Here is a 22,253-nt window from a genome sequence, read left to right on the forward strand (position 1 = left end):
TGTATTTTACTGTTTGATGAATTTAACTGCATTTGTCTGGCCATCGCTGAATTCCCCTTTGATCATGTAGATACCGGAAGGCAGGTTGGAGATGTCGGCATTCAGCACAGTTGAACCGGGCTGAAGCTGTACACTGTTCCGGTATACAACCTTACCATCTGTTGAAACGATCAGCAGGTCCACCACTTCTTTTTTGGTTGTATTCAACTTAACCTGTGCAATATTCATTACCGGGTTTGGTGTGATGCCTGTCAGTTCAATGCCCTTGATCTGGTTGCTGAGTTTTACAATGGCTGAATACGTAGCCCTGCCATCCACATCAATGATCCGGATGCGGTAGAAAACGGTGCCGGCGGGGGCCGTATTATCGCTGTAGCTGAACGGTGAAGCACAACGTGCCTGCGTGGCCGTGATGCTGCTGATGCGGGTGAAGTTCACCCCGTCAACCGAACGCTCCAGTTCAAAGATGGCCTGGGCCGATGAGCAGGAAGCCTGCCAGTTCAATGTATTGAAACCATTGCCTTTGGAAGCATTGAAATACGTGATCTTAATACCGAGTATATTGTAGTCGATGCTGCCTACCCCGAATGGTGAGAACAGTACAACAGCAGTGCGGGTGGATGTATTGGCCGAATTATCGCCTGTTCCGGCCGGAACGCCCCAGTTCGGGCCATCCCAATGGGCGATGCCGATGGAAGCATTGCTGTACCCGGCGAAATTCACTCCTTCCAAAGCAGCCGGCCAACCCACGGTAATAGTGGTGGATGCCGCATTGGGCGTACCCGGACCATTGTAATTTATGGTCCACACGGCATCCACGCAATTATTCTTCTGGGGAGTAGTGAACGGCGTTCCGTTCGGCTCTCCGTCTGTGGTGATGCCCTGGAACACACAGATATTAAAGCTGTTGTTTGCAGGAACATCGGTTGGTGTAAGTGTTACCGGCAGGTAATTACTGCCATCGCCTGCAGGCAATGAATACGCCGCAGAAGTTGCCAGGTTATTTACCCGCACAAATCCTTTGGCACCGTTGCCTGTATTTACCTGGGTTACGATGCTCTTTGAAGCACTGAAACCGCTGCCACCAACAGCATTACCATTTTCAATGGTAAGGATGTTACCGGTTGGTACCACCAGGTTGCCGTTGGTAAGTGTTACCGCAGCATTTACGGTTGTGTTAATGGCCAAAGAAACTCCACTTGAATTATCAACTGTTAAATTATTGAACGTTGTCGAAGCGCTGCCACCGATACTTTGTGCTGCACTGCCGTTGAAGATGACCGTTGAAGCACCACTTGCCGTATGCGTACCACCATTGTTCAGCCAATTGCCGAGTACAGTGGTATTCTGAGTGGTTGCATCATAGGTACCTGCCGTGATCTCAAAATCACCGCCTAAGGTCCAGGCCGTAGTTGTTTTTTGCAATATACCCAAGCCGCTCTTGGTTAATTTGAATGCACCGCTTGCAGTACCTGCCATGACAAGGTCTGCGGTACCGGCACTTAAAACCGGGGCGCCTGTCATGGTGAAATTACCAAACTGAACGGCAGATACACCACTCGTTGAACTGTCGCCCCTGATAATTACTAATGTATTCGCACCCATGCTTAATGTACCCAGCACGTGTGTAATACCGGCGCCGGCTGTAGCCCTGTTCGACATAATCGTTACATCACCACCTACTGTTGTATTATAAGCATTTATCGTTGTGTTCGTTGAGAGATCCAGGGTACCTCCGTTAAGTTGGAGAGGAACAGCAGCGGTTCCAAGGGCACTGGCATTGCCCAGCCTCATTACACCATCCTGCAGGGTAGCGGTTCCACCTGTACGTGCGGAAGCAGTATTCAGGGTAAGTTGGCCACCCCCGGCTTTATTGAAGGCAAAATTGCCGCTCAATGCACCTAATATAACATTCATTCCACCGTTTGAAACATCAAATACCGGCGTGGCTGCAGTAAAAGTTGTTGCACCAAAAGTTAAACCGCCCAATCCATCGTCTACATTGAGGCCCAGGTATGAGAATAAAGTACTGTTTCCGATCGACAATGTACCCAGGGTATGAACAATACCCGGTCCGGAAGTGGCACGGTCAGAGAAAATAGATACGCTGCCACCGATCGTGGTATTGTAAGCATTAACCGATGCATCCGTTGCCAATACGAGGGCGCCTCCGTTAAAGGCCAGCGCCTGTCCGGCAACACCAAAGCCTGCAGTATTGGTAAGCCGGATAACACCTGCATCGAACGTGGTACCTCCTGTATAGGAGTTGGCAACATTCATCACCAGGGTACCATCATTTATTTTCCGAACCAGGGTTGTTCCGGTAGTATTGGTTATGGCGTTGGTGCTTTTTGTGACCATTCCTACGTTATCAAAAGTTACCGTCTTATTTCCGGCAAGTCCCCCGTTTATGGCTCCGGTTATATTGAGCGTGTTTGAACCGGTGGTAGTAACCTGTACTACAGAGAATGGTCTGCTGAACGTGATCGTTCCGCTGAAGGTTGAATTATTATCGGTATTACCACCAATGCGGTAGGTTCCGGTTGTAGCCTGGTTGGCCACGGTAACCGTACGGGCCACGATAAACGCACCGCCCGTAAGCAAAGATGGGCTGGAGTTATTAATAGTGGTTGCGGCATTGCCAAGAACAATGGCAGAAGCGGCATTTCCAAAAGGACTGTTGGTGCTCACCGCAACATTAGCTCCCGCGATCAATGCACCGGCACTGATCGTTGTTGTACCGGTGTATGCACTGGAACCCGACAGGGTCAGTGATCCGTCCCCGCTTTTGACCAGATTACCGGTTGTGGCTGTACTTGCACCGGTTATGGTGAGAGTGGAAGCGTTATCAGAAATATTGATCGTTGAAGTAGTGGCATTTGTTAAAATAAAGTTCCGGTCTGTAGAAGCTGTTGCCCCTGTATATTCCAGGGTACCGCCGCCCAACACCAGGTTGGCCGCTGCATTGGTGGAAGCACCGAGGTTTCCGGCAACCCCACCATTGGTAATGCTGGCAACGCTTAAGATACCTGCATTTATTGAGGTCACGCCTGTATAAATATTAACACCTGAAAAACTAAGTTTTCCGTTACCAGCTTTGGTAACACCAAATGTTGCTCCGCTCACTATGGCAGAAACATTCAACCCATCTGCTGCATTGGTAACCGTGAATGTTCGGGTAGCACCCAGGGCCAGGTTACCGCTGACGGATGCATTGGCAGCTCCACCGGTGGAAGACACGTTACCACCTAAAGTAAGTGTGCCGGCACCGGTTGTAACCGTTCCTCCGGTAACACCGCTGTTTACAGTAAGGGCTCCTATCGCATCAGAAAAACCATTCAGGTCATATGTTGCTCCGTCATTTACAGTTACAGCACCATTTGCCAATGCATTATTTGCACCATATTGCAAAACACCCTGGTTAACCGTTGTGGTACCGGTGTGTAAATTGGCACCGGATATGATCAATGTACCGGCACCGTCCTTATTAAATCCATTGCCGGTAGCTGTACTGGCGCCCGACATGGTAAGCACGGTGGCCACATTGGTTATATCAATTACATTCGTTCCGGCATTCAACGTGAAATTCCGGTTGGTGGAAGCCGTGGCACCTGTATATTCCAGCGTACCACCGGCAAATACCAGGTTGGCCGCTGCGCTGCTGGCAGCCCCCAGGTTACCGGCCACACCACCGTTTCCAATGGTACTCACACTTAATGTACCCGCATCTATGGTTGTAACACCGGTATAGGTATTAACACCCGACATTGTAACTGTTGCGTTCGTGGTCTTCGTCAATGCACCGGCTCCCGCCAGTATAGCACTGCAGGTTCCGCTCTGCATGGCATAAGAAGAACCGGTTAATACACCTGTAGAACCCATGATGGTACCGCTTGTTAAGGTAACCGTACCCACGGCATCATTGAACGTCTTTATATCCAGTGTACCGCCGTTCACGGTCACTGCACCGTTTGAAATTGCATTATTTACCCCGTATTCCAGTATGCCGCCATTCACATTCGTTGTACCCGTATAAGTATTGGCAGCACCCAATACCCAGGTGCCGGCGCCATTTTTGGTAAGTGTTCCGGAACCGCCGGCAATGGCTACGGTCTGAAAAATACCTGTGCCCGTTCCAATAAGATTAATATTATTATTACCAGATGCAGTTACACCACCTGTTAAAGTCAATGTCCCAACTCCTGATGCGTCAATAGTAGGACCATCGGCTGTTGTATTGATCACCCGGTTGGAACTATGTCCCGATCCCGTATACCGCAGTGTGCCGTTTGCTCCCATGGCGATCGTTCCATTGGCCACCGTTGTTGGTGCACCCAATGAACTGGAACCACCACCCACATTTCCCAATGTAGTTATGCTTAATGTTCCTGCATTGATCGTTGTGGTACCATTGTATGTATTTAAACCCAATAAGGTAAGTGTACCATTGCCGTTCTTGATAAGCGAAAGAGAAGTTGCTGTTCCTGTGCTTATGATACCATTATAAGATGTGCTGGTATTTCCCGTAATGGTCAGGGTTCTTGCCCCTGCTGCGCCAGAAAAATGTGTTATATCGCTTGAGCCGGCCAGGGCTGCCACACTCACATTAAAATTTGCCAGGTCAAGTACACCCGTGGTCATAGTGAGTGTTCCGGTACTGGTTAAAGCCGCTGTTAAAGTAACCCCGGCAGCATTATTAATGGTAATATCGCAGGTGGTTGGAGTTCCGTTACCGGTAACCTGTGCAGCGGAACCATTATACACCACTTCCCCACCGGCCGTGTAGGTACGTGTACCCGTAACCCTTATGTTACCGGTACCGGCCGTAGTGGAAATACCCTGGGTGGAAGCCACATTCAATATGCCTGTCGCACTCAATGTAAAATTTGTGTTGTTCCCACCACCCCCATCAGCAATAATACCTGTACCTGAAATGCTCAGGGTACCGCTGTTGGTAAATGATCCATTTGTTGCGGTACTATAAACATTCAGTGTTCCGTCAACCGTAGCAACACAGGTGGAACTTAATGTCATATTTAAACGACTGACCCCATTGGTGCCCAACGACATGGTATTGCCGGATGACAGCGAAAACGTTCCGGTAATTGTTATGGTATTACCAGATGCCGAAGCCACCAGGTTACAATTTCCTGAAACAGTCAGGCTGACCAAACTGATGGATGGCACAGCCGTTATAGCAGCCGATTGGTTACTGTTGATGATCACATCATCACCAGCCGCCGGCACACCATTGCTCCAGTTGCCTGCCGTTGTCCATAAACCGCCCGTTGTGGGAGTCCATGTAGTCGTTTTGGCAAAGGCTGCATTCGCCAAAAGCAAATTCGAAATGATCAGTGCAATGACCAATGATTTCGACCTGAGTAAAAACCTTTTCATGTAGTTCATTTTAATATAAAATTTATTAGAGATAAGCATAGCTTTTTTACTACCTGGAAATGTACAGGGGCTTTACGCGGGAATTGGGTCGGATTATTAATGCACGATATGCCTTGGCAACGCTGCATTAATGAACAATAAACTAAGGTTGAAAACTTGTGGTAATCAAACTGATTTCAGATGGGGGAGGTTGGAATTCGTACAAACAGGTAAGGGTTATCTGCACAATTCAAGTGTAAACATAAAATGAAATTCTGAAAAAACAAACAAATGGGGCTACTTTTTATAAAAAAACTGCCGTCTGACTTGATTTTGCCTTCCTGAACGCCGAGGGATCACCGGCATAAACCAGGTTTCCCCCATCACTACCGGCTTCAGGCCCAAGGTCTATGATCCAGTCGGCGCTCCGTATCACGTCCATATTATGTTCAATTACTATGATAGAATGACCTTGCTCTATCAGGGCGTTAAAGGAAGCGAGCAGTTTTTTAATATCATGAAAATGAAGGCCGGTGGTAGGTTCATCAAATATGAAAAGAATATTCCCCTGCCCTTTTCCTTTTCCCAGGAAAGAAGCCAGTTTCACCCGCTGGGCCTCCCCGCCCGACAACGTATCGGAGGACTGGCCCAGTTTTACATATCCCAACCCCACATCACTCAGCGGCTGTAATTTTTTTGCAACATCGGCGCCATCATTATTCCTTGTACCAGGCTCGGGGAAGAGAAGAATTCAATAGCCTCATCCACGCTCATATCAAGCACATCATAAATGCTTTTCTCTTTGAACCTTACTTCAAGTACCTCCTCCTTAAAACGTTTCCCGCCACATACGTCACACACCAGGTGCACATCTGCCAGGAACTGCATTTCGATGGTCTGTTCACCCTCCCCTTTGCAGGCATCACACCTTCCCCCATCCACATTAAATGAAAAATGTTTGGGCTGAAAACCTCTCATTTTACCCAGGGGTTGCTTACTGAACAGGTCCCTGATCTCATCGTATGCTTTAATATAAGTGACCGGGTTGCTCCGGGAAGATTTCCCGATCGGGTTCTGATCAACCATTTCTACCTGGGATATATGTCCGGTATCGCCCGAAAGTGCTTTATGCAATCCTGCTTTTTCTGTGAACTCCCCCTTTAACTTTTGTAAGGCGGGATAAAGGACCTGTTTGACCAACGTGGTTTTTCCGCTGCCGCTTACCCCACTCACAATACATAGTGTGTTTAAAGGAAATTCAACCGTTATGTTCTTTAAATTGTTTTGCCTGGCCCCTTCCAGTTTTATGGACCGGTTCCATTTCCGGTATTGCTTAGGCGGTTCTATTTTCAATTTACCGGAAAGGTATTTGCCCGTTAAACTGGCAGGGTTACTAATGATCTCATCGTAGTCGCCTTCCGCCACCACTTCACCGCCCAGGTGGCTGGCCAAAGGGCCCATATCAATAATATGGTCTGCCTCCCGCATCATCATTTCATCATGTTCAACCACCACTACGGTATTTCCAAGGTCTCTCAGTTCTTTTAATACGTTTATCAACCGTTGCGTATCCCGGCTGTGCAGGCCAATGGAAGGCTCATCCAGTATATATAGTGAGTTGGTAAGATTGCTTCCCAGGCTACGGGTCAGCTGGATACGCTGGCTTTCTCCCCCGCTTAATGAATTGGCCAGCCTGTTCAACGTAAGATATCCGAGCCCGACATCAAGCAGAGTTTTTATGCGGTGATCAATTTCGGTAAGGATCCTTTTAGCAACCTGCTGATCATAACTGCCCAGTTTAAGAGACTGGAACCAGCCCTGCAGGTCTTTTACAGGCATCTCACACAATTCGCCGATGTGTTTACCACCTACTTTTACATACAATGCTTCTTTTCTCAAACGGTAACCTTTGCAATCGGTACACAAGGTGCGGCCGCGGTACCTGCTTAATAAAACACGGTACTGAACCTTGTACAGGTTCTGTTCCACCTCTTTAAAAAATTCGTTGATGCCGTTGACAAATTCATTTCCCTCCCACAGGTCTTTTAACTGTTTTTCCGTGAGATCAATGATCGGTTTGTGAATGGGGAAGTTGATCTTTTTTGCCGCTTTGATGAAACGCTCCTTCCACAATCCCATCTTCTCCCCCTTCCAGGGCGCCACGGCACCTTCATACACACTTAAATTCTTATCGGGAATGATCAGGTCAGGGTCAATACCCAGTATCTGTGAGAACCCTTCACAGGTAGGACAGGCACCAAACGGGTTATTGAAAGAAAACAGGTTAGGCACGGGTTCTTCAAACTGGATGCCATCCGCTTCAAACTTATTGGAGAAATGAACAAGCCTGTTCCCATCTGTTTCCAGGTACATTTCCCCTTCTCCTTCGTAAAAGGCAGTATTCACAGAATCAGAAATACGGTGCTTTTCATCTTCATCAAACTCTTTTACTACCAGCCGGTCTATTAATATATATGGTTTGGCTTTATCCGCATTGAACTTCCCTGATTCCAGCAGGTCTTCGATCCGCAAAGTTTCTTTATCTGCATACAATCTTGAAAAACCCTTCTGCAGTAAAATATTCAGCTCCTCATTCATTTTTCTTTTTGCATGCTGTTTGAACGGTACCAGTAAAAGCACTTTACTGCCTGCCGGCAAGTTCTCAATTGCATGCACCACATCGGCCACATCATCTTTTTTAACTTCCCTGCCACTGACCGGCGAGATGGTCTTGCCGGCCCGGGCAAAAAGCAGTCGCAGGTAATCATATATCTCTGTCATACTGCCAACCGTACTCCGGGGAGTACGGGTAATTACTTTTTGTTCTATGGCAATGGCCGGGCAAAGTCCCTTGATATAATCCACATCGGGCTTGTTCATCCGTTGCATGAATTGCCGGGCATATGCACTGAGACTTTCGGCATACCGGCGCTGGCCTTCTGCAAATAAGGTATCAATGGTAAGGGATGATTTGCCTGAACCGGAAACACCGGTAACAACGATCAGCTTATTACGGGGTATGGTAACATCCACATTTTTCAGGTTATGGACCCGGGCACCTTTAATATATATACCTGCCTGCCGGGTGCTGATCCCGTTCTCCACCTTCTTTTTTACCGTTGTCATAGCCAAAAATAGTACATTAATTCTGCTGTGTCATATATGTGAAATATTTCCTAAAGACCGTAGCATTACTTTTATCTAAAACCCCATTTAGTATTTTTACCATGTTATCGGGGATGAAAAATTGAGGGTTTTTACTCTTACCTATTCAAAAAACATCTTCTATTTTTACTGTCCAATATCCAGAAAAATGAAAAACCGCTAGAGCCTATCTAAAAGACTTCTACGATTTTTTTCACCTTTTTTGGACCTGTTACTAAAATCCTAACAATCTAAAACTGTAGAAGTTTATGAAATGCCTTAACAACCTTACCGATCAGCAGCTTATCCATTTGTACATGGAAGGAGATGCCAATGCCCTTGCCACCATCATCATGCGTTACAAGGACAAAATTTACACCTCCATTTACTTACTGGTAAAGGACAAGTACCTTTCCGAAGACATTTTCCAGGACGTTTTCATCCGCATCATTGATACCTTAAAAGGCGGCCGTTATACGGATGAAGGAAAATTCCTTCCCTGGGCCATGCGCATTGCACACAATATGTGTGTTGACCATTTCCGCAAAGTGAAACGCACCCCAACCATCAAAACAAGCGATGACCGTGACATTTTTGAGGTACTGAATTTCTCTGAAGCCGGCGCCGATCAGAAAATGATGAACGGACAAAGCCACGACCGGGTAAGGAAAATGGTTGATCTGCTTCCGGAAGACCAACGGGAAGTGATCATCTTACGCCATTACGCCGACCTCAGTTTCAAAGAGATCGCTGAACTTACCCAATGCAGTATTAACACTGCCCTGGGCCGTATGCGTTATGGTTTGATAAACCTGCGCAAAATGATGACTGAAAAACAGATCGCTTTATAAATTTTGTGACCCCCATTGCAATGTAAAGCCCTCCCCGCGGAGGGTTTTTTATTTCTTCATGGCATTTATACCACATATAAGCCAGTCGGCAAATTCACCGGGGTCGGGTGTATAGAATTTTGTTTTGGTGAGTGCCTTTTCATCCGGGCTGATGATGGCATACTGGGGTTGTGATGTGGCGCCGAAATTCTCTGTTTGAAAAGTTGCCCATTTATCGCCTACCGTAATGATCTGCTTGTAACTGCCGGAACCTGTTTTGAAAACGGTTTGTTCAACAGCCGGCAATTTTGTGCGTTCATCCACGTATAGGGAAACCACGATAAATTCATTACGCATCAGGCTGTCCACCTCCCTGTTGGTCCACACTTTTTCTTCCATGCGCCTGCAATTCACACAGGCCCACCCGGTAAAATCGATCAATAAAGGTTTGTTTTCAGCCCGGGCCTTTGCCAACGCCCCTTCGTAATCGTTGTGTATGGGTTCAATTCCCCTGGTCAACAGTACATGATGTTTGTATAAACTGTACGAAATGGGCGGGGGAAATCCGCTCAGCATCCGGAGATTGGCCCATTTGGTATTGGTAAGGCCCGGAACCAGGTAAATGGTAGTGGCTGTAAAAAATAAAATAAAGAATACCCGGATAACCGATCTTTTGGAGGCCCCGCTGCCATGCCCGATCTTTAGCCAGCCCATTAAATAAAGAACGATGGCTGCCGATATAAGTACCCAGGCGCCTATGAAGACCTCTCTTTTAAGAATGCCCCATTGTTCCACATTATCTGCATTGGCCAGGAATTTTACAGCCAGGGCCAGCTCAATAAATCCAAGTACCACTTTTACTTCCGTCATCCAGCCTCCCGATCTGGGCAACGAGTGCAGCCAATTGGGGAACATGGCAAACAAAGCAAACGGCAACCCCAGGGCCAAACCAAAACCAGCGGCTCCCGCGGTAAGCGGCCAGGGTCCTTCGTTGGCTACATTTGCCAGCAAGGTACCCAGTATGGGCCCTGTGCAGGAGAAAGAAACGATGGCCAATGTGCCTGCCATGAAGAAAATACCGAAAATATTCCCAAGCCCTGATTTTGAATCGGCTTTATTTGCCAGCGAAGCAGGCAGGCCGATCTCGAAGAGGCCAAAAAAAGACAAGGCAAATAAAATGAATACGGCAAAGAACAGCAGGTTGAGCCAGACATTGGTGGAAATATTATTAAATATTTCGGGACTGATGGTTTGACTGGCAATATGAAAAGGGATGGTGATGGCTACATAAATGAGAAAAATGAACAGCCCGTAAAAAACCGCATTGGCGATCCCTTTTTTCCTGTCCTGTGATTTTTTGGTGAAAAAGGTCACGGTAACCGGTATCATCGGGAAAACGCAGGGAGTGATCAATGCGATCAGGCCGCCTAAAAATCCAAGCAGGAATATCCCGGCCAGGCTTTTATTCTGCGTGCCATCGTCACCACAATCCGCTGCGGGTTTTTTAATGTCGATGGATGCTATTTTTATTTCCCCGCCTGAAGCCACGCCCCCTTCCAGCGGTACGCTGAAAGCGAAAGGAGGGTCTGACATAAACGCATCGCCCCGGTTATAGAAAAATACAAGATTGCCCAACAACAGGGCAGGCACGGTATTCTTAAATACTACAACGGTTTTCCATTCTGCAGCGCCCTTGATCAACTGAACTTTCCCGCTTGTAAAAATGGCGGAAGGTACAGACTGTACGGGGGAAGTGGTGGAAATGCTTTCAGCTACAAGTGACGAATCGGAAAAATTTATTTCAGAAGACCTTACCCCGTCAAGGTCCTGCCCCGGGGCATATAAACTGCAATCAGCAACCGCCGGCGCCGTGAATACCAGTTCGTATTTTTTGTCTGCTAATTTTTTGCTGCTGACCTTCCATTTGAAAACAGGTGCGGATGGATCCGGTTGTGAATAGGATAACAGCCCGGATGTTATGAACGACAAAAGAAATACAAAGCGTAATGATCTCATCATATCAGGAATCATAAAAAACGAGTCCGAAAAGAACCCGTCGTAAAAAAATTACAGCACTTCTACTTCAATGCCAGGTTGAATGTTATCTTTTTCGGCGGCAGGCATTTTTTGTCGTCGCAGGTCTGGTATTCTACGGAACCGCTGATATTTGTTTTAGCAGCAGCTTTCAATTTTACTTTTTGTACAAACGCCACCTGGTTCGAATACTGGTTGGCTGCAATGCCCAGCCTTTTGTCTGCGTATACTTCCAGTTTCCCGGTCTCTTTCACTTTCCCGTCGAGTTTTACCAGCGGGTTATTGTTAAAGACCACTTCCGTTGGATTGACGATGGCATTTTTTGGCTGGGCCTGGGAATAGAGGTGCCAGCCGTTCTGTATACTGGCATTTATATATATCTCGTAGGTCTTTGTGTCGATCTTCTTTGAGGTAAATGTCCATTTTACCGGGTCGGCGATCTGTGCAGCTGATACCGCTGTTATTCCGGTCAGGAACAGCCCGAGAAATATCTTTTTCATGTAGATCTTATTCATGCCCAAAATTACGAAAATGGTTGCTGAACGGTGTCGGGTTAACGACCTTTTAACCCGGTGTAATGTTAATTTATTCCAAATAAGTGGTTGAATACGTTCAGGCCGTCTTCATTGCCCAATATCCTGCTGCAGGCCCTTTCCGGGTGCGGCATCATACCAAAAACATTTCTTTCCTTATTGCAGATACCCGCAATATTATGAATGGCCCCATTCGGGTTTGCGGAAGCACTGATATTCCCTTTCTCATCACAATACCGGTAAATGACCTGGCGATGCATCTCCAGTCCTTCCAGGGTGGCATCATTGGCAAAATATCTTCCCTCGCCATGGGCCACCGGTATCCTGAGCGGAGCCGAAGGACGGTTAGCATCGCCCTCCGAGGAAGCCTCTTTCATGTAAATATTCTTACACACAAACTGTTGCTGGCTGTTGCGTAAAAGCACCCCGGGTAATAAGCCGCTTTCGCAAAGGATCTGGAATCCATTGCAAACACCCAGTACCTTTCCCCCGTTGTTGGCAAACCCGATAACACTTTGCATCATGGGGCTGAACCGGGCAATGGCGCCACAGCGGAGGTAATCGCCATAACTGAATCCGCCGGGCAGCACGATACAATCTTCTGTTGTGAAACTGCTGATGTCCTTATCCTTGTGCCAGAGTTCGATCACTTCCTGCTGCAGGTCATTCCGGAGAGCTTCCATCATATCCCGGTCGCAGTTACTGCCGGGGAAGACCACTACGCCAAATTTCATTTCGGTATTGATTGTAAGATGAAAAAAGCAAAGGGCAAAGGTAATGATTGTGACTTCTTTTATCAAACGAAGTAACTCACAATTATGACGAAGGCAACCATCAGCCAGTGAAGCAGCCAGGGGAACCAGTTCCTGGCCGGGTAAAGAAAAGCCGCACCCAGGAAAGCCGAAAGCGGCACGGCACAAAGTATCCAATAGTCGAACGTATGGGTTGCATTGATAAAAGGCACGAACAGGGCTAACAGCAAATACAGGAAAATAAGGTTCCAGCTTTTCCGGGCCTGTATCAGTTGCCTCCTGAAATTCTGCTGGATGAAGAAAATGCCGATGACCGAGGCAAAGAGAACGATCACGATGGCTGCATAGGCCCAGTGGGTCTGGTTAAACACGGGTAAGGTTACTGCAAAACCCGGGAAACGATAACCCTGCCATTTATCGGTTAAAAAAACAATGGCCAGCAAAAAATAATAGGGCGTGATGATTCCCAAAAGGGCGATGATCCATTCGGCCAGTTTAAATGGCCGGGTCAGTGCCAGCCCGAAAATGATCAATGCTGCAAAGGCCAGCGAAGGAAAATAAAAGAAGGTAGATATCCCGATCGCAATGCCGATATTAAAAAGGGCCGTCTTGGGTTTCGGGCTGTTGTACAGGCCACTCATTTTTGCCCATACCCATATCAGTAACGTATTGATGATAAGCGGTGATGAAAGCACATTCCATTCCACAAACATGGACGTGATAAGCAGGTAGCTCATTCCGGTGAGGTAATTGGGCCGCTGCATGATGCGGTGGTCATTCACCAGTTTATTGAATGTTACGGCCTGTGTGTACAGTAAAACAAAAGCGATGAACGGGTAGATAACAGGCAGGCCGGCCCCTATTGGCTGCAGCCATTTTAATAAGGCTTTGTAGAGGAATCCGTCGATCTGCTGCGGCGCCGGTACCTGGGGATGCAGGAAGATGGAAAGTTTAAGCAAAAACCCATAGATCAGCAGTAAAAAATTGTTGTACGAGTTATTTGCTTTGAAGATACCGGTCACAAAAGAGATAATTGGTAATGAGGAATAAGTTGGTACGCAAAAATGAGTATTTATTATTACTTGGTGAAAACTGTTTGTGCAGGCAGGTGGTAAAAAATTGTTCTAAAAATCAATTTTGGCAAAACAAAGGCTGCCCCGGTAAGAGCAGGGGATGATGAGCTGGTTGGCCCCCACCTGTTTACTAAGGCCGGGCATGAATTCGTACCCTTTTTCCTGGCTTTTTAACGTGGGGTTTCGTTTTAAAGTACCATTGGGAGTTATACTCTGGTCGGTGATGATCTGGTTCCTGCGGTCATTATTGAACAGGAAATGGATCTCCCCCTCCATGGTCATGGTTGAAAAAGAAAGGAAGCTGTCTGTAATATCATCAAACTGGTCTTTTTGGATGATCTTGTTCCATTCCACCTTACCGGACCTACTTACGCTAAGCACCAGTATATTCTCATAATAATATCGTGTACTCTGGTTACTGAAACTACCCAGCGGCCTGTAATAACCGGAGTAGGGGTTGTAATAATAGTAACCGGAAGAGGGGTAGTAAGGACTATACAGGTAATCGTACCGGTTCCAGTTGGTGCCTCCCCTTGTTTCGCTGGTATAATCTTCCGCCGTAAGTATAAAACCCCCGTCTTTTTTTACAATGATCTGCCTGATAAAAAAATTATCGAATGCGAACCGCAACTGGCCGCTGCGTTTTGCCTCGTCCCGCAGCACATCATCAAATCCGGTGAACTGGGAGGCAAATGGCCTTGCATTTTCCTTATCCCATATGCACACGAAAAGTCCTTCAATGCTGCCCCTGTTCTTTTTGTAGTAGAATGTGTTGATGATATACCGTTTGTTCAGGTTGTCGATCTTGATCTTCACATTATCCACATACCGCTCCTCCAGGTTTATCGGCTGGTCAGTAAACTGATCCTGGCCGGGGGCCTTGATCATCAGTGCCAGCCCGCTGCTGTTGTCCCGGAAAGCCGATTTCCGTTCGTGCGTAAATACCAGGGTGCCGTCATTTGCCAGCGAAAAATTATCATAACTTTCCCGCCGCTCATTATAATCCGCCACATTCCGGCTTTTATCCAGCAGTTTGAAATCCTTGTCAAACAGGAAGGTCACCATATCAAATTTCTGGTACCGGGTCTGGATCTTAAACAACAGGATCCGTTGCCTGTCCTCACTGTTCAAAAGGGAGTAGATCTTATTGTCCGTCATCACCGGTATGCGGGTAGTATCAATTTCAACAGGTTCGGTCATCCTTTCCACGTTCTCATTCATTTTTACTGCCAGGCAATGGATGATATTGTTTTTCTGGTATTGGTAGATCATGTAAAAAAAATCCGGGTAGGCAACAAAGTCAATATTATGGGTACGGGAGGGTATGAAATCAAGGTCAACCTTTTTGATGGTCTTCATCCCGTTGTCGTAAATACTGATGGAGTGGTTCGACCGGAGGTTCCTGTATACCAGTATGCGGTTGTTCACTTTTCCAATGATGTCGAAATTCACATCGTCCACATTTCCCCTGTCCACATCGGAGAAACGGATGGTTTGTGCAGCTACCCCCCCGGCCATGATCAACCCGGAAAAAATAAAGAGAATGAACCTTTTCATACGGTGAAAACTTTGATCTTAAAATTACGATATATATCGCAACAAGAGTACATTACACTGAACAAGATGTGTGCAGTTTTGTTTTTACACAATAGCTTTAACATTTTTATACAATGACCACCATTTTAATTACAGGCGGCACGGGTTTGGTTGGAAGATCCCTCACAAAAGCACTGGTGCAGAAGGGCTATAAAGTGATTATCCTTACCCGGAATGCAGGCGGGAAGGAACCCGGCGAAAATTTAAGCTATGCGGCCTGGGATGTGAAAAAACAGCAACTGGATATAAATGCCCTGCAGCAGGCCGATTTTATCATTCACCTGGCTGGTGCCGGCGTTGTTGACAAAAAATGGACGGAAAAATACAAGAAGGAAATAGCCGAAAGCCGGACAGAGAGCAGCCGCCTGGTAATAGATTCCTTAAAGAATAATACCAATGCTGTCAAAGCAGTGATCAGCGCCAGCGCTATCGGCTGGTATGGCCCGGATAAGGATCCCGTAAAACCTTTTATTGAACCGGATGCCGCGGATGAAAGTTTCCTGGGGCAGACCTGTAAACTATGGGAGGAAAGCATTGAACCGGTCATTACTCTTGGAAAGAGGCTGGTAAAGCTACGGATCGGGATCGTACTCAGTAATGAGGGCGGCGCCCTGGCTGAATTTAAAAAACCGCTGCGTTTTGGCGCAGCTGCCATCCTGGGCAATGGAAAACAAATGGTAAGCTGGGTGCATATCGACGATCTCTGCCGCCTGTTCATCTATGCAATAGAAAATGAAGGGCTACAGGGAACTTACAATGCGGTGGCACCAAAACCTGTATCCAACAAGACACTTACGATCACTTTAGCCAAAGCAATGAACGGAAGATTCTATATACCCATTCATGTACCTGTATTTATTTTAAAGATCATGCTGGGACAACGAAGCACGGAAGTATTAAAAAGCGCCACGGTCAGCTGCAAAAAAATTGCAGACACAGGTTTTTCTTTTGTCCATGATAATATTGAACCCGCACTGGCAAACCTGGTGAAAAATAATGGTCAGGTTTTCAGGTCTGTTTTACGGAAATAACGAACGATGATGTATGCATACGCAACGATATAGGCTGCCGCTGCGATCACCAATGTATAATCGGCTACTGTCCTTCTTTCCAGCATCTTGGGCTTGAACGGATTTGGCACCAGTGAATCCACTGCCTCCAATGGCATGTAATAACCCACCTGGCTTTCCTTTAAGGTAAATACCAGCCAGAGAACATTATCAACGATGCATACAATGGCGAAATAAATGATGATGGACAGGCCGGTTCGCTTTATCAGTATGGCAATCAAAAAAGCCAGCATCAGGTAAAGCGTAGCCATCAAGGCAAAATACCCTACATACTTTACCCCGTCGAACATTTTTGCGGTGGAGGGAGAGAAAACAACACCCACAACCAGGCCCATGATAAAGATCAGCAGGGTGCTCACGGCCACAAAAAAGATAAGCAGTGAGAATTTTGCTTTCAGAAAATCCAGGCGGCTCCAGCCGTCAATGATATTCTGGCGGTGGGTGCGGTACTGCACTTCGTTGGTGATGAGCAATATGAACAACATACCGATCAGTACAAAGAACAGGCCTCCCATCCAGGCGGATGCCAGCCATGCTTTTGGGAATACGAACGGGGAATCCAGCAGCATCTTCAGTAAATTCTCTTCCATGGATTTGGTATTTGTCACCCGTTCCATGTATTTATAGGCTGACAAATAAAAAGCAACCGGGAAGAAGACGAGAAAGCCCGCGAACAGGATCCAGAAAGTGCGGTAGCTCCTGATCTTAAGCCATTCTATTTTAAAAAGCTGAAGCATGTTTTATTGCAGATTTTGATTTAACGGTCGCTTTGTTTGCCGGTTATTTCCAGGAACCGGGTCTCCAGCGATTTTCTTTTTACATTCAGTTTACCAAGTACGACCCCATTATCAAAGCAGAATTTATTCACCTGCTCCGCCGTGATGTTTTCGGGACAAACCACTTCAATGCCATTTTCTGTGCCGGTAATACTCTCAAGCCCCGGCATCTGTTGCAGCACATTTTTCAGCTGATCATTGTTGGCAGCGCTTAATTCAATTAAAATGGCTGCACTACTATTGGCACCGGAGGTGTTCAATACTTCACTAACCGAACCCACGGTTTTTAAAACGCCTTTCTGGATGATGGCAACATGGGTGCATACCTTTTCCACTTCATCCAGTATATGGCTTGCCATGATGATGGTCTTGCCCTGGCGGTTCAATTCTTTTATCAGTTCTCTTATTTCGGCAATACCGGCGGGGTCAAGCCCGTTGGTAGGTTCATCAAAAACGAGGATGTCGGGGTTGCCCAATAATGTAGAAGCAATGGCCAGCCGTTGCTTCATCCCTAAGGAGTATGTGTTGAATTTTGATCTCCTGCGTTCATACAGGTTAACCATCTGCAACACTTTCGGGATATCCTCTTCCCCCCTTCCTTTTATTTTTGCTGCAATCCTGAGATTGGTCTCCCCGCTCAGGTAGTGGTAAAAATTAGGCGTTTCCAGAAGCGTTCCTATCTTCCTGCGCAGTTCATTGGGTATATCATCACCGGCCCATTTGTAACTTCCGCTGCTCACCTTCAGAATGTCCATCACAATACCGAGCAATGTTGTTTTACCGCTTCCATTGGGGCCCAGTATGCCAAAAACGGTTTTAGGAGGAACAGCAAAACTTACATTGTTCAGCGCTTTTACCGGCCCGTAGTTCTTTGTGAGATTTTCAATACTGAGTACTGCCATGTTTGAAGAAATAAATTGGGCATGAAGATAGCTGAAATTTTTCAGGCAGGATCCGGCAAGTGTTTTTCATGCCAGATGGATGTAAAATCACCGAGCACGGCAAGGCCATTTTTATTGAAATCAAGTTTATGCAGGTTAAGGTCATCAATATCTGTTTGCAAGACCCTTCTTGTAAAAGGATTCAGGGTTCCTCCCTTCTCCCCCGGGGCAACATCGGGATAATATTGAAATTGAGGATCCACCAGGGTGCCCCTCGGGTACATGATGCCCGGTGTTCCTTTTCCCCTGATATCAAGATCCTGGGGATGATCCAATCCAAGGGTATGGCCAAATTCATGTGCAGCGGTGGTTGAGTTGTTGAGCAGGTTCTCCAGTTTAAAATAACCGGTGTTTGAATTGATGCCATCCACAAATGAGATATTGCCGATAGCAAACTCTTCAATGCGGAAATAGTTATTTCGGGGATTGCTGTTTTCAAATACCATATCGGGAGTAAGTGACCTGTCGTGCCTCCCCTTAATATTGAAGCGTACGTGGTAGTCTCTTTTAAAAAACCAGTTTTGGCTTATTTGTATTTTTCCCCGGGGTTCATTCCAGTGGTCCTCTACATCCCTGGCGACCTGGGAACTTAATTCTTCATTGGCAGCATCGCCGTAAAAGATCAGTTCAGCGTGAATGATCAACAGGTTCCGGTTTGGTTGCAGTTCGGCTTCGCCCATGTTATTCGAATATTGTCAGACCGGGTGACCATGGGCGGGGCCCCAAACCGGGGGGGGGGCGGCGGGGGGGGGGGGGGGGGGGGGGGCGGGCTCCTGGGGGGGGGGGGGGGGGGCCCCCCCCCCCCCCGCCCGGCGGCCGGGGCGGCCGCCGGGAGGGGGGGGGGGAGGAAGGTAATTCCTCAACGGTTTTCCGCTCTTCAAAATGGACTGAATTCTTTCGAGTGTCTTTTTCTCACCGGTCAGACTTAAAAAAGCTTCTCTTTCCAGGTCAAGTAAATACTGTTCAGATACTAATGTTGGTTCACTCAGGTCGCCACCACACATCACATAAGCCAGTTTTTTGGCAACGGTCACATCATGGTCGGTTGCATAATTGCCCCGCCACATGCCGTTGATGCCGGCATGCATGGCGCCCAGCATGGAGCGGCCCAGCACTTTGATATCGCTCCGCTGCACCGGCATCACATACCCATCGTCAAACATTTCGATCACGGCCTGTTTTGCTTCAGCAATTCTCCGGCCCTGATTGATGCTTACTACATCAGTTCCCTTGCGGTAAATACCCAGTTCATATGCTTCATAAGCAGAAGTGGCAACTTTTGCCGTTGCAATGGTCAAGAACCTGTTCTGCAATGGTATCGTATCCGGTTCCCCACTATGCACTTCATCGGCGGCCCGTAAAACAAATTCTTTGGTCCCGCCACCCCCGGGGATAACGCCGATGCCAACTTCCACCAGCCCTGTATATGTTTCCGCAGCCGGAATGACCTTATCGGCATGCAGGCTCATTTCGCAACCACCACCCAATGCCAGGCCATGCGGCGCCAGCACAACCGGTATGCCCGAATACCTCACCCGCATCATCGTATTCTGGAACTGCCGGATGGCCATATCGATCTCGTCATAGTCCTGCTCGATCGCCATCATAAATATCATACCTACATTGGCGCCGGCGCTGAAGTTGGCTCCTTCGTTGGCGATCACCAGGCCCTTGTATTTATCTTCGGCCAATGCAATGGACCTTTGTATCCCTTCCAGCACTTCGCCACCGATACTTCCCATCTTGGTATACCATTCAAGCCCCAGTACATCATCTCCCAAATGATACGTACGGCAAGCCGAATTCTTCCAGATGGTCTCATTCTCAAAATTCCGCATTACAATGAAAGCATCGGCCCCCGGCATTATTTTATACGATCTGCTGCTGACATCATAGCAAAGCCGTTTGCCATTCTCCACTTTATAAAAGGAAGTGGCACCACCTGCGATCATCTCATCAACCCATGGGGCAACTTTATGACCTGCTGCCTTCATGGCTTCCACGGTTTTTGCCAGGCCCAATACATCCCAGCTCTCAAAAGCACCGATCTCCCAGCCAAAGCCCGCCATCATGCCGTCATCCACACGGTATAATTCATCACTGATCTCAGGGATCCGGTGAGACGTTTCTATTGTGGCAAACTTTGGTTTTTGTCTTGCACCATATTCCAGGGTTTGCAAATTCAAAGTGAGAATTTCCTTTTCACCTCCCGCTCCTTTTGTTTTCTTAAAAAAACCCTGCCCCGTTTTATCACCCAGCCAGTTGTTCTCCACCATTTTATTCAGCCAGGCCGGAATAGTAAACACTTCTTTGGCTTCATCATTGGGACAATTGTCTGCAACACCTTTTGCCACTTTCACCAGGGTATCAATGCCCACCACATCGGCCGTACGGAATGTGGCAGACTTTGGACGGCCAACGATGGGGCCGGTAAGTGAATCGATCTCATCAACGGTCAACTGCAATTTTTCCATGGCATTCATGATCGCCATCATGCCAAACACACCAACCCGGTTGGCGATAAAGGCCGGTGTATCCTTGCACAGAACGGTTGTTTTACCCAGTGTAAGGTCTCCGTAATGCATCAGGAAATCCACCACTTCCGGATCGGTATGCGGCGTTGGAATGATCTCCAGCAACCGCAAATACCTTGGCGGGTTAAAAAAGTGGGTACCGCAGAAATGTTTTTTGAAATCATCGCTCCTTCCCTCTGTCATCATGTGAATGGGAATGCCTGATGTATTGGAAGTAATTAATGTTCCAGGCTTACGGTATTTCTCCACTTCGGTAAATACAGATTGTTTGATATCCAGCCTTTCCACCACCACTTCGATCACCCAGTCGTAACCGGCAATCTCTTTCATGTTATCGGTGAAATTCCCGGTCCGGATCCTTTTCGTTACATCCTTTGTATATACGGGTGACGGATTTGATTTGATGGCAGCAGCCAATGCATCATTCACTATTTTGTTCCGCTGCGATGGTTCTCCCCCTTCGGGGGAGTTAGAGGGGGCCGCAATATCCAATAACAACACTTCAAGTCCTACCCCCGCAAAATGACAGGCAATACGGCTGCCCATTACCCCACTACCTAAAACGGCTACCTTTTTTATGATTCTTTTCGACATGGTTAAAATTAGTTAGTTAAACAACTATTTGCAAAACCGAAATTAAGACATTCTGCATTAAGCCGAAAATAAATCAATTTTATGCCGGTATCCTTTTGAACCACATAGGACATAGAGAACATAGAAGTACACATAGCCTATGTGGTTCAAATAGAAATTAATGACCGCCTGTATTTTAAGCAAGAGTATTGTTCCAGATGTTCAGGGATACAGAACAATGAATACCCCGCTGGAAGCAGCCACTTTCTTTTTAAAGAGCCAGTTCACCAGGCTGAACCGGTCATCGGCTGCCCATATCAGGATGGGAAATTCAGGGAAATATTGCTGGAGGAACGGGTATTGGAAATAATAACCGGACAGGGCATCTATCCTGGAAAGATGAATAACTGCCGAAAGACTGTCAACCCATTGCTTAAGCTCCTCCCTGCTGATCAGATAGGGATTGAACATGGGTGTATAGTAAGAGGTATAAAAACCGCTGTCGCTGAAAGCACTGAGTAAGACCGCTTCTGATGACTCTACCAGCAGTTTATCCCGAAGGCCGAATTTATCCCGGATCCGGATCAGTCCGGCGAGTGAAGGCTGCAGGTTTTCCTTGTTGAGGTTTTTAAGATCCAGCCAGAGCGATGCCGTTAGTTTTTTTTCTGCGTACAACTGCAGCAAGGTTTCCAGGCCCAGCCCGGTTGACTTATCCGGGTCGTGATGAACTTCAAATATCTTTTTCTGTTCGTTGAAGTAAACATCGCATTCCAGCCCGGTGGTTTTTTCTGAAAGCTGGTCCATCCGTTCGGTTGTATTGACGGCCTGTGTCCATTCCTTACCGGTATTAACAAGCCTGTTCTTTTTTACAGGCTGGGCGGGAACTGATGCATGAGCAGGAAATGTCTTCGGCAGCAAAACACGGGTAAGCCCCTTGTGCTGCCAGGCGTCTGCAAGCAGGTACAGGCCCATGATAGAGACCATTAGCTTATATTTGTTTCGTGCAACCCACTTCAGCATG

General features: G+C 47.1%; 13 protein-coding genes and 1 pseudogene. 2 read left to right on the forward strand and 12 right to left on the reverse strand.

Translation table 11 applies throughout. From position 1 onward, the window contains the following. Window positions 1–6: 6 nt before the first annotated feature. Entirely contained in the window at window positions 7–5,397 is a 5,391-nt protein-coding gene (locus tag IPJ02_05960; protein MBK7375099.1) for an autotransporter-associated beta strand repeat-containing protein, read from the reverse strand. A 283-nt stretch (window positions 5,398–5,680) separates the two neighbouring features. Further along, window positions 5,681–8,502: pseudogene (uvrA, locus tag IPJ02_05965) on the reverse strand (excinuclease ABC subunit UvrA). A 287-nt stretch (window positions 8,503–8,789) separates the two neighbouring features. On the opposite strand from uvrA, the gene IPJ02_05970 reads away from it, so the two are divergent. Then, on the forward strand, window positions 8,790–9,371 hold the full coding sequence (locus tag IPJ02_05970) for a sigma-70 family RNA polymerase sigma factor (GenBank protein MBK7375100.1): 582 nt from the start codon (window positions 8,790–8,792) through the stop codon (window positions 9,369–9,371). A gap of 48 nt (window positions 9,372–9,419) precedes the next feature. Here IPJ02_05970 and IPJ02_05975 read toward each other — a convergent pair whose 3' ends face one another. From IPJ02_05975 to IPJ02_05995, 5 genes are all read right to left on the reverse strand, one after another. Beyond that, window positions 9,420–11,369, reverse strand: a complete 1,950-nt coding sequence (locus tag IPJ02_05975; protein MBK7375101.1) for a thioredoxin family protein — start codon at window positions 11,367–11,369, stop codon at window positions 9,420–9,422. A gap of 59 nt (window positions 11,370–11,428) precedes the next feature. Beyond that, on the reverse strand, window positions 11,429–11,884 hold the full coding sequence (locus tag IPJ02_05980; GenBank protein ID MBK7375102.1) for a hypothetical protein: 456 nt from the start codon (window positions 11,882–11,884) through the stop codon (window positions 11,429–11,431). Between the two features lie 80 nt (window positions 11,885–11,964). Then, window positions 11,965–12,651, reverse strand: a complete 687-nt coding sequence (gene purQ / locus IPJ02_05985) for a phosphoribosylformylglycinamidine synthase subunit PurQ (GenBank protein ID MBK7375103.1) — start codon at window positions 12,649–12,651, stop codon at window positions 11,965–11,967. Between the two features lie 62 nt (window positions 12,652–12,713). Next, window positions 12,714–13,691 carry a hypothetical protein gene (locus tag IPJ02_05990; protein ID MBK7375104.1) on the reverse strand — a complete coding sequence of 326 codons (978 nt, stop codon included), beginning with the start codon at window positions 13,689–13,691 and terminating at the stop codon, window positions 12,714–12,716. A 102-nt stretch (window positions 13,692–13,793) separates the two neighbouring features. Further along, a complete protein-coding gene (locus IPJ02_05995) occupies window positions 13,794–15,299 on the reverse strand; it encodes a hypothetical protein (GenBank protein MBK7375105.1) in 1,506 nt (501 codons plus the stop codon). A 113-nt stretch (window positions 15,300–15,412) separates the two neighbouring features. On the opposite strand from IPJ02_05995, the gene IPJ02_06000 reads away from it, so the two are divergent. Continuing rightward, a complete protein-coding gene (locus IPJ02_06000) occupies window positions 15,413–16,369 on the forward strand; it encodes a TIGR01777 family protein (GenBank protein MBK7375106.1) in 957 nt (318 codons plus the stop codon). Here IPJ02_06000 and IPJ02_06005 read toward each other — a convergent pair. From IPJ02_06005 to IPJ02_06025, 5 genes are all read right to left on the reverse strand, one after another. After that, window positions 16,339–17,145, reverse strand: a complete 807-nt coding sequence (locus IPJ02_06005; GenBank protein MBK7375107.1) for an ABC transporter permease — start codon at window positions 17,143–17,145, stop codon at window positions 16,339–16,341. The genes IPJ02_06000 and IPJ02_06005 overlap by 31 nt on opposite strands. Window positions 17,146–17,165: 20 nt before the next feature. Further along, the gene (locus IPJ02_06010; GenBank protein MBK7375108.1) at window positions 17,166–18,086 is read right to left on the reverse strand and encodes an ABC transporter ATP-binding protein; all 921 of its coding nucleotides are present in this window, start codon (window positions 18,084–18,086) and stop codon (window positions 17,166–17,168) included. A gap of 41 nt (window positions 18,087–18,127) precedes the next feature. Further along, window positions 18,128–18,805: a peptidase M10 gene (locus IPJ02_06015; protein ID MBK7375109.1), complete on the reverse strand. Its 678-nt coding sequence runs from the start codon at window positions 18,803–18,805 to the stop codon at window positions 18,128–18,130. A gap of 15 nt (window positions 18,806–18,820) precedes the next feature. Continuing rightward, window positions 18,821–21,253 (reverse strand): 3-hydroxyacyl-CoA dehydrogenase/enoyl-CoA hydratase family protein, encoded by a 2,433-nt coding sequence (locus IPJ02_06020; GenBank protein ID MBK7375110.1) that lies wholly within the window; start codon window positions 21,251–21,253, stop codon window positions 18,821–18,823. Window positions 21,254–21,454: 201 nt separating this feature from the next. After that, entirely contained in the window at window positions 21,455–22,216 is a 762-nt protein-coding gene (locus IPJ02_06025) for a hypothetical protein (GenBank protein MBK7375111.1), read from the reverse strand. Window positions 22,217–22,253: the final 37 nt, after the last annotated feature.

This window comes from Chitinophagaceae bacterium (assembly GCA_016710165.1).
In the GTDB taxonomy this organism is placed as follows: Bacteria; Bacteroidota; Bacteroidia; order Chitinophagales; family Chitinophagaceae; genus Ferruginibacter.

What these genes read in the sequence shown, in the direction of transcription:
- IPJ02_06015 (MBK7375109.1), bottom strand. Translation starts at nt 18,805, where the DNA reads ATGGGCGAAGCCGAACTGCAACCAAACCGGAACCTGTTGATCATTCAC.
- IPJ02_06005 (MBK7375107.1), bottom strand. Translation starts at nt 17,145, where the DNA reads ATGCTTCAGCTTTTTAAAATAGAATGGCTTAAGATCAGGAGCTACCGC.
- IPJ02_05975 (MBK7375101.1), bottom strand. Translation starts at nt 11,369, where the DNA reads ATGATGAGATCATTACGCTTTGTATTTCTTTTGTCGTTCATAACATCC.
- IPJ02_05995 (MBK7375105.1), bottom strand. Translation starts at nt 15,299, where the DNA reads ATGAAAAGGTTCATTCTCTTTATTTTTTCCGGGTTGATCATGGCCGGG.
- purQ (MBK7375103.1), bottom strand. Translation starts at nt 12,651, where the DNA reads ATGAAATTTGGCGTAGTGGTCTTCCCCGGCAGTAACTGCGACCGGGAT.
- IPJ02_05970 (MBK7375100.1), top strand. Translation starts at nt 8,790, where the DNA reads ATGAAATGCCTTAACAACCTTACCGATCAGCAGCTTATCCATTTGTAC.
- IPJ02_06010 (MBK7375108.1), bottom strand. Translation starts at nt 18,086, where the DNA reads ATGGCAGTACTCAGTATTGAAAATCTCACAAAGAACTACGGGCCGGTA.
- IPJ02_06020 (MBK7375110.1), bottom strand. Translation starts at nt 21,253, where the DNA reads ATGTCGAAAAGAATCATAAAAAAGGTAGCCGTTTTAGGTAGTGGGGTA.
- IPJ02_06025 (MBK7375111.1), bottom strand. Translation starts at nt 22,216, where the DNA reads ATGGTCTCTATCATGGGCCTGTACCTGCTTGCAGACGCCTGGCAGCAC.
- IPJ02_06000 (MBK7375106.1), top strand. Translation starts at nt 15,413, where the DNA reads ATGACCACCATTTTAATTACAGGCGGCACGGGTTTGGTTGGAAGATCC.
- IPJ02_05960 (MBK7375099.1), bottom strand. Translation starts at nt 5,397, where the DNA reads ATGAAAAGGTTTTTACTCAGGTCGAAATCATTGGTCATTGCACTGATC.
- IPJ02_05980 (MBK7375102.1), bottom strand. Translation starts at nt 11,884, where the DNA reads ATGAAAAAGATATTTCTCGGGCTGTTCCTGACCGGAATAACAGCGGTA.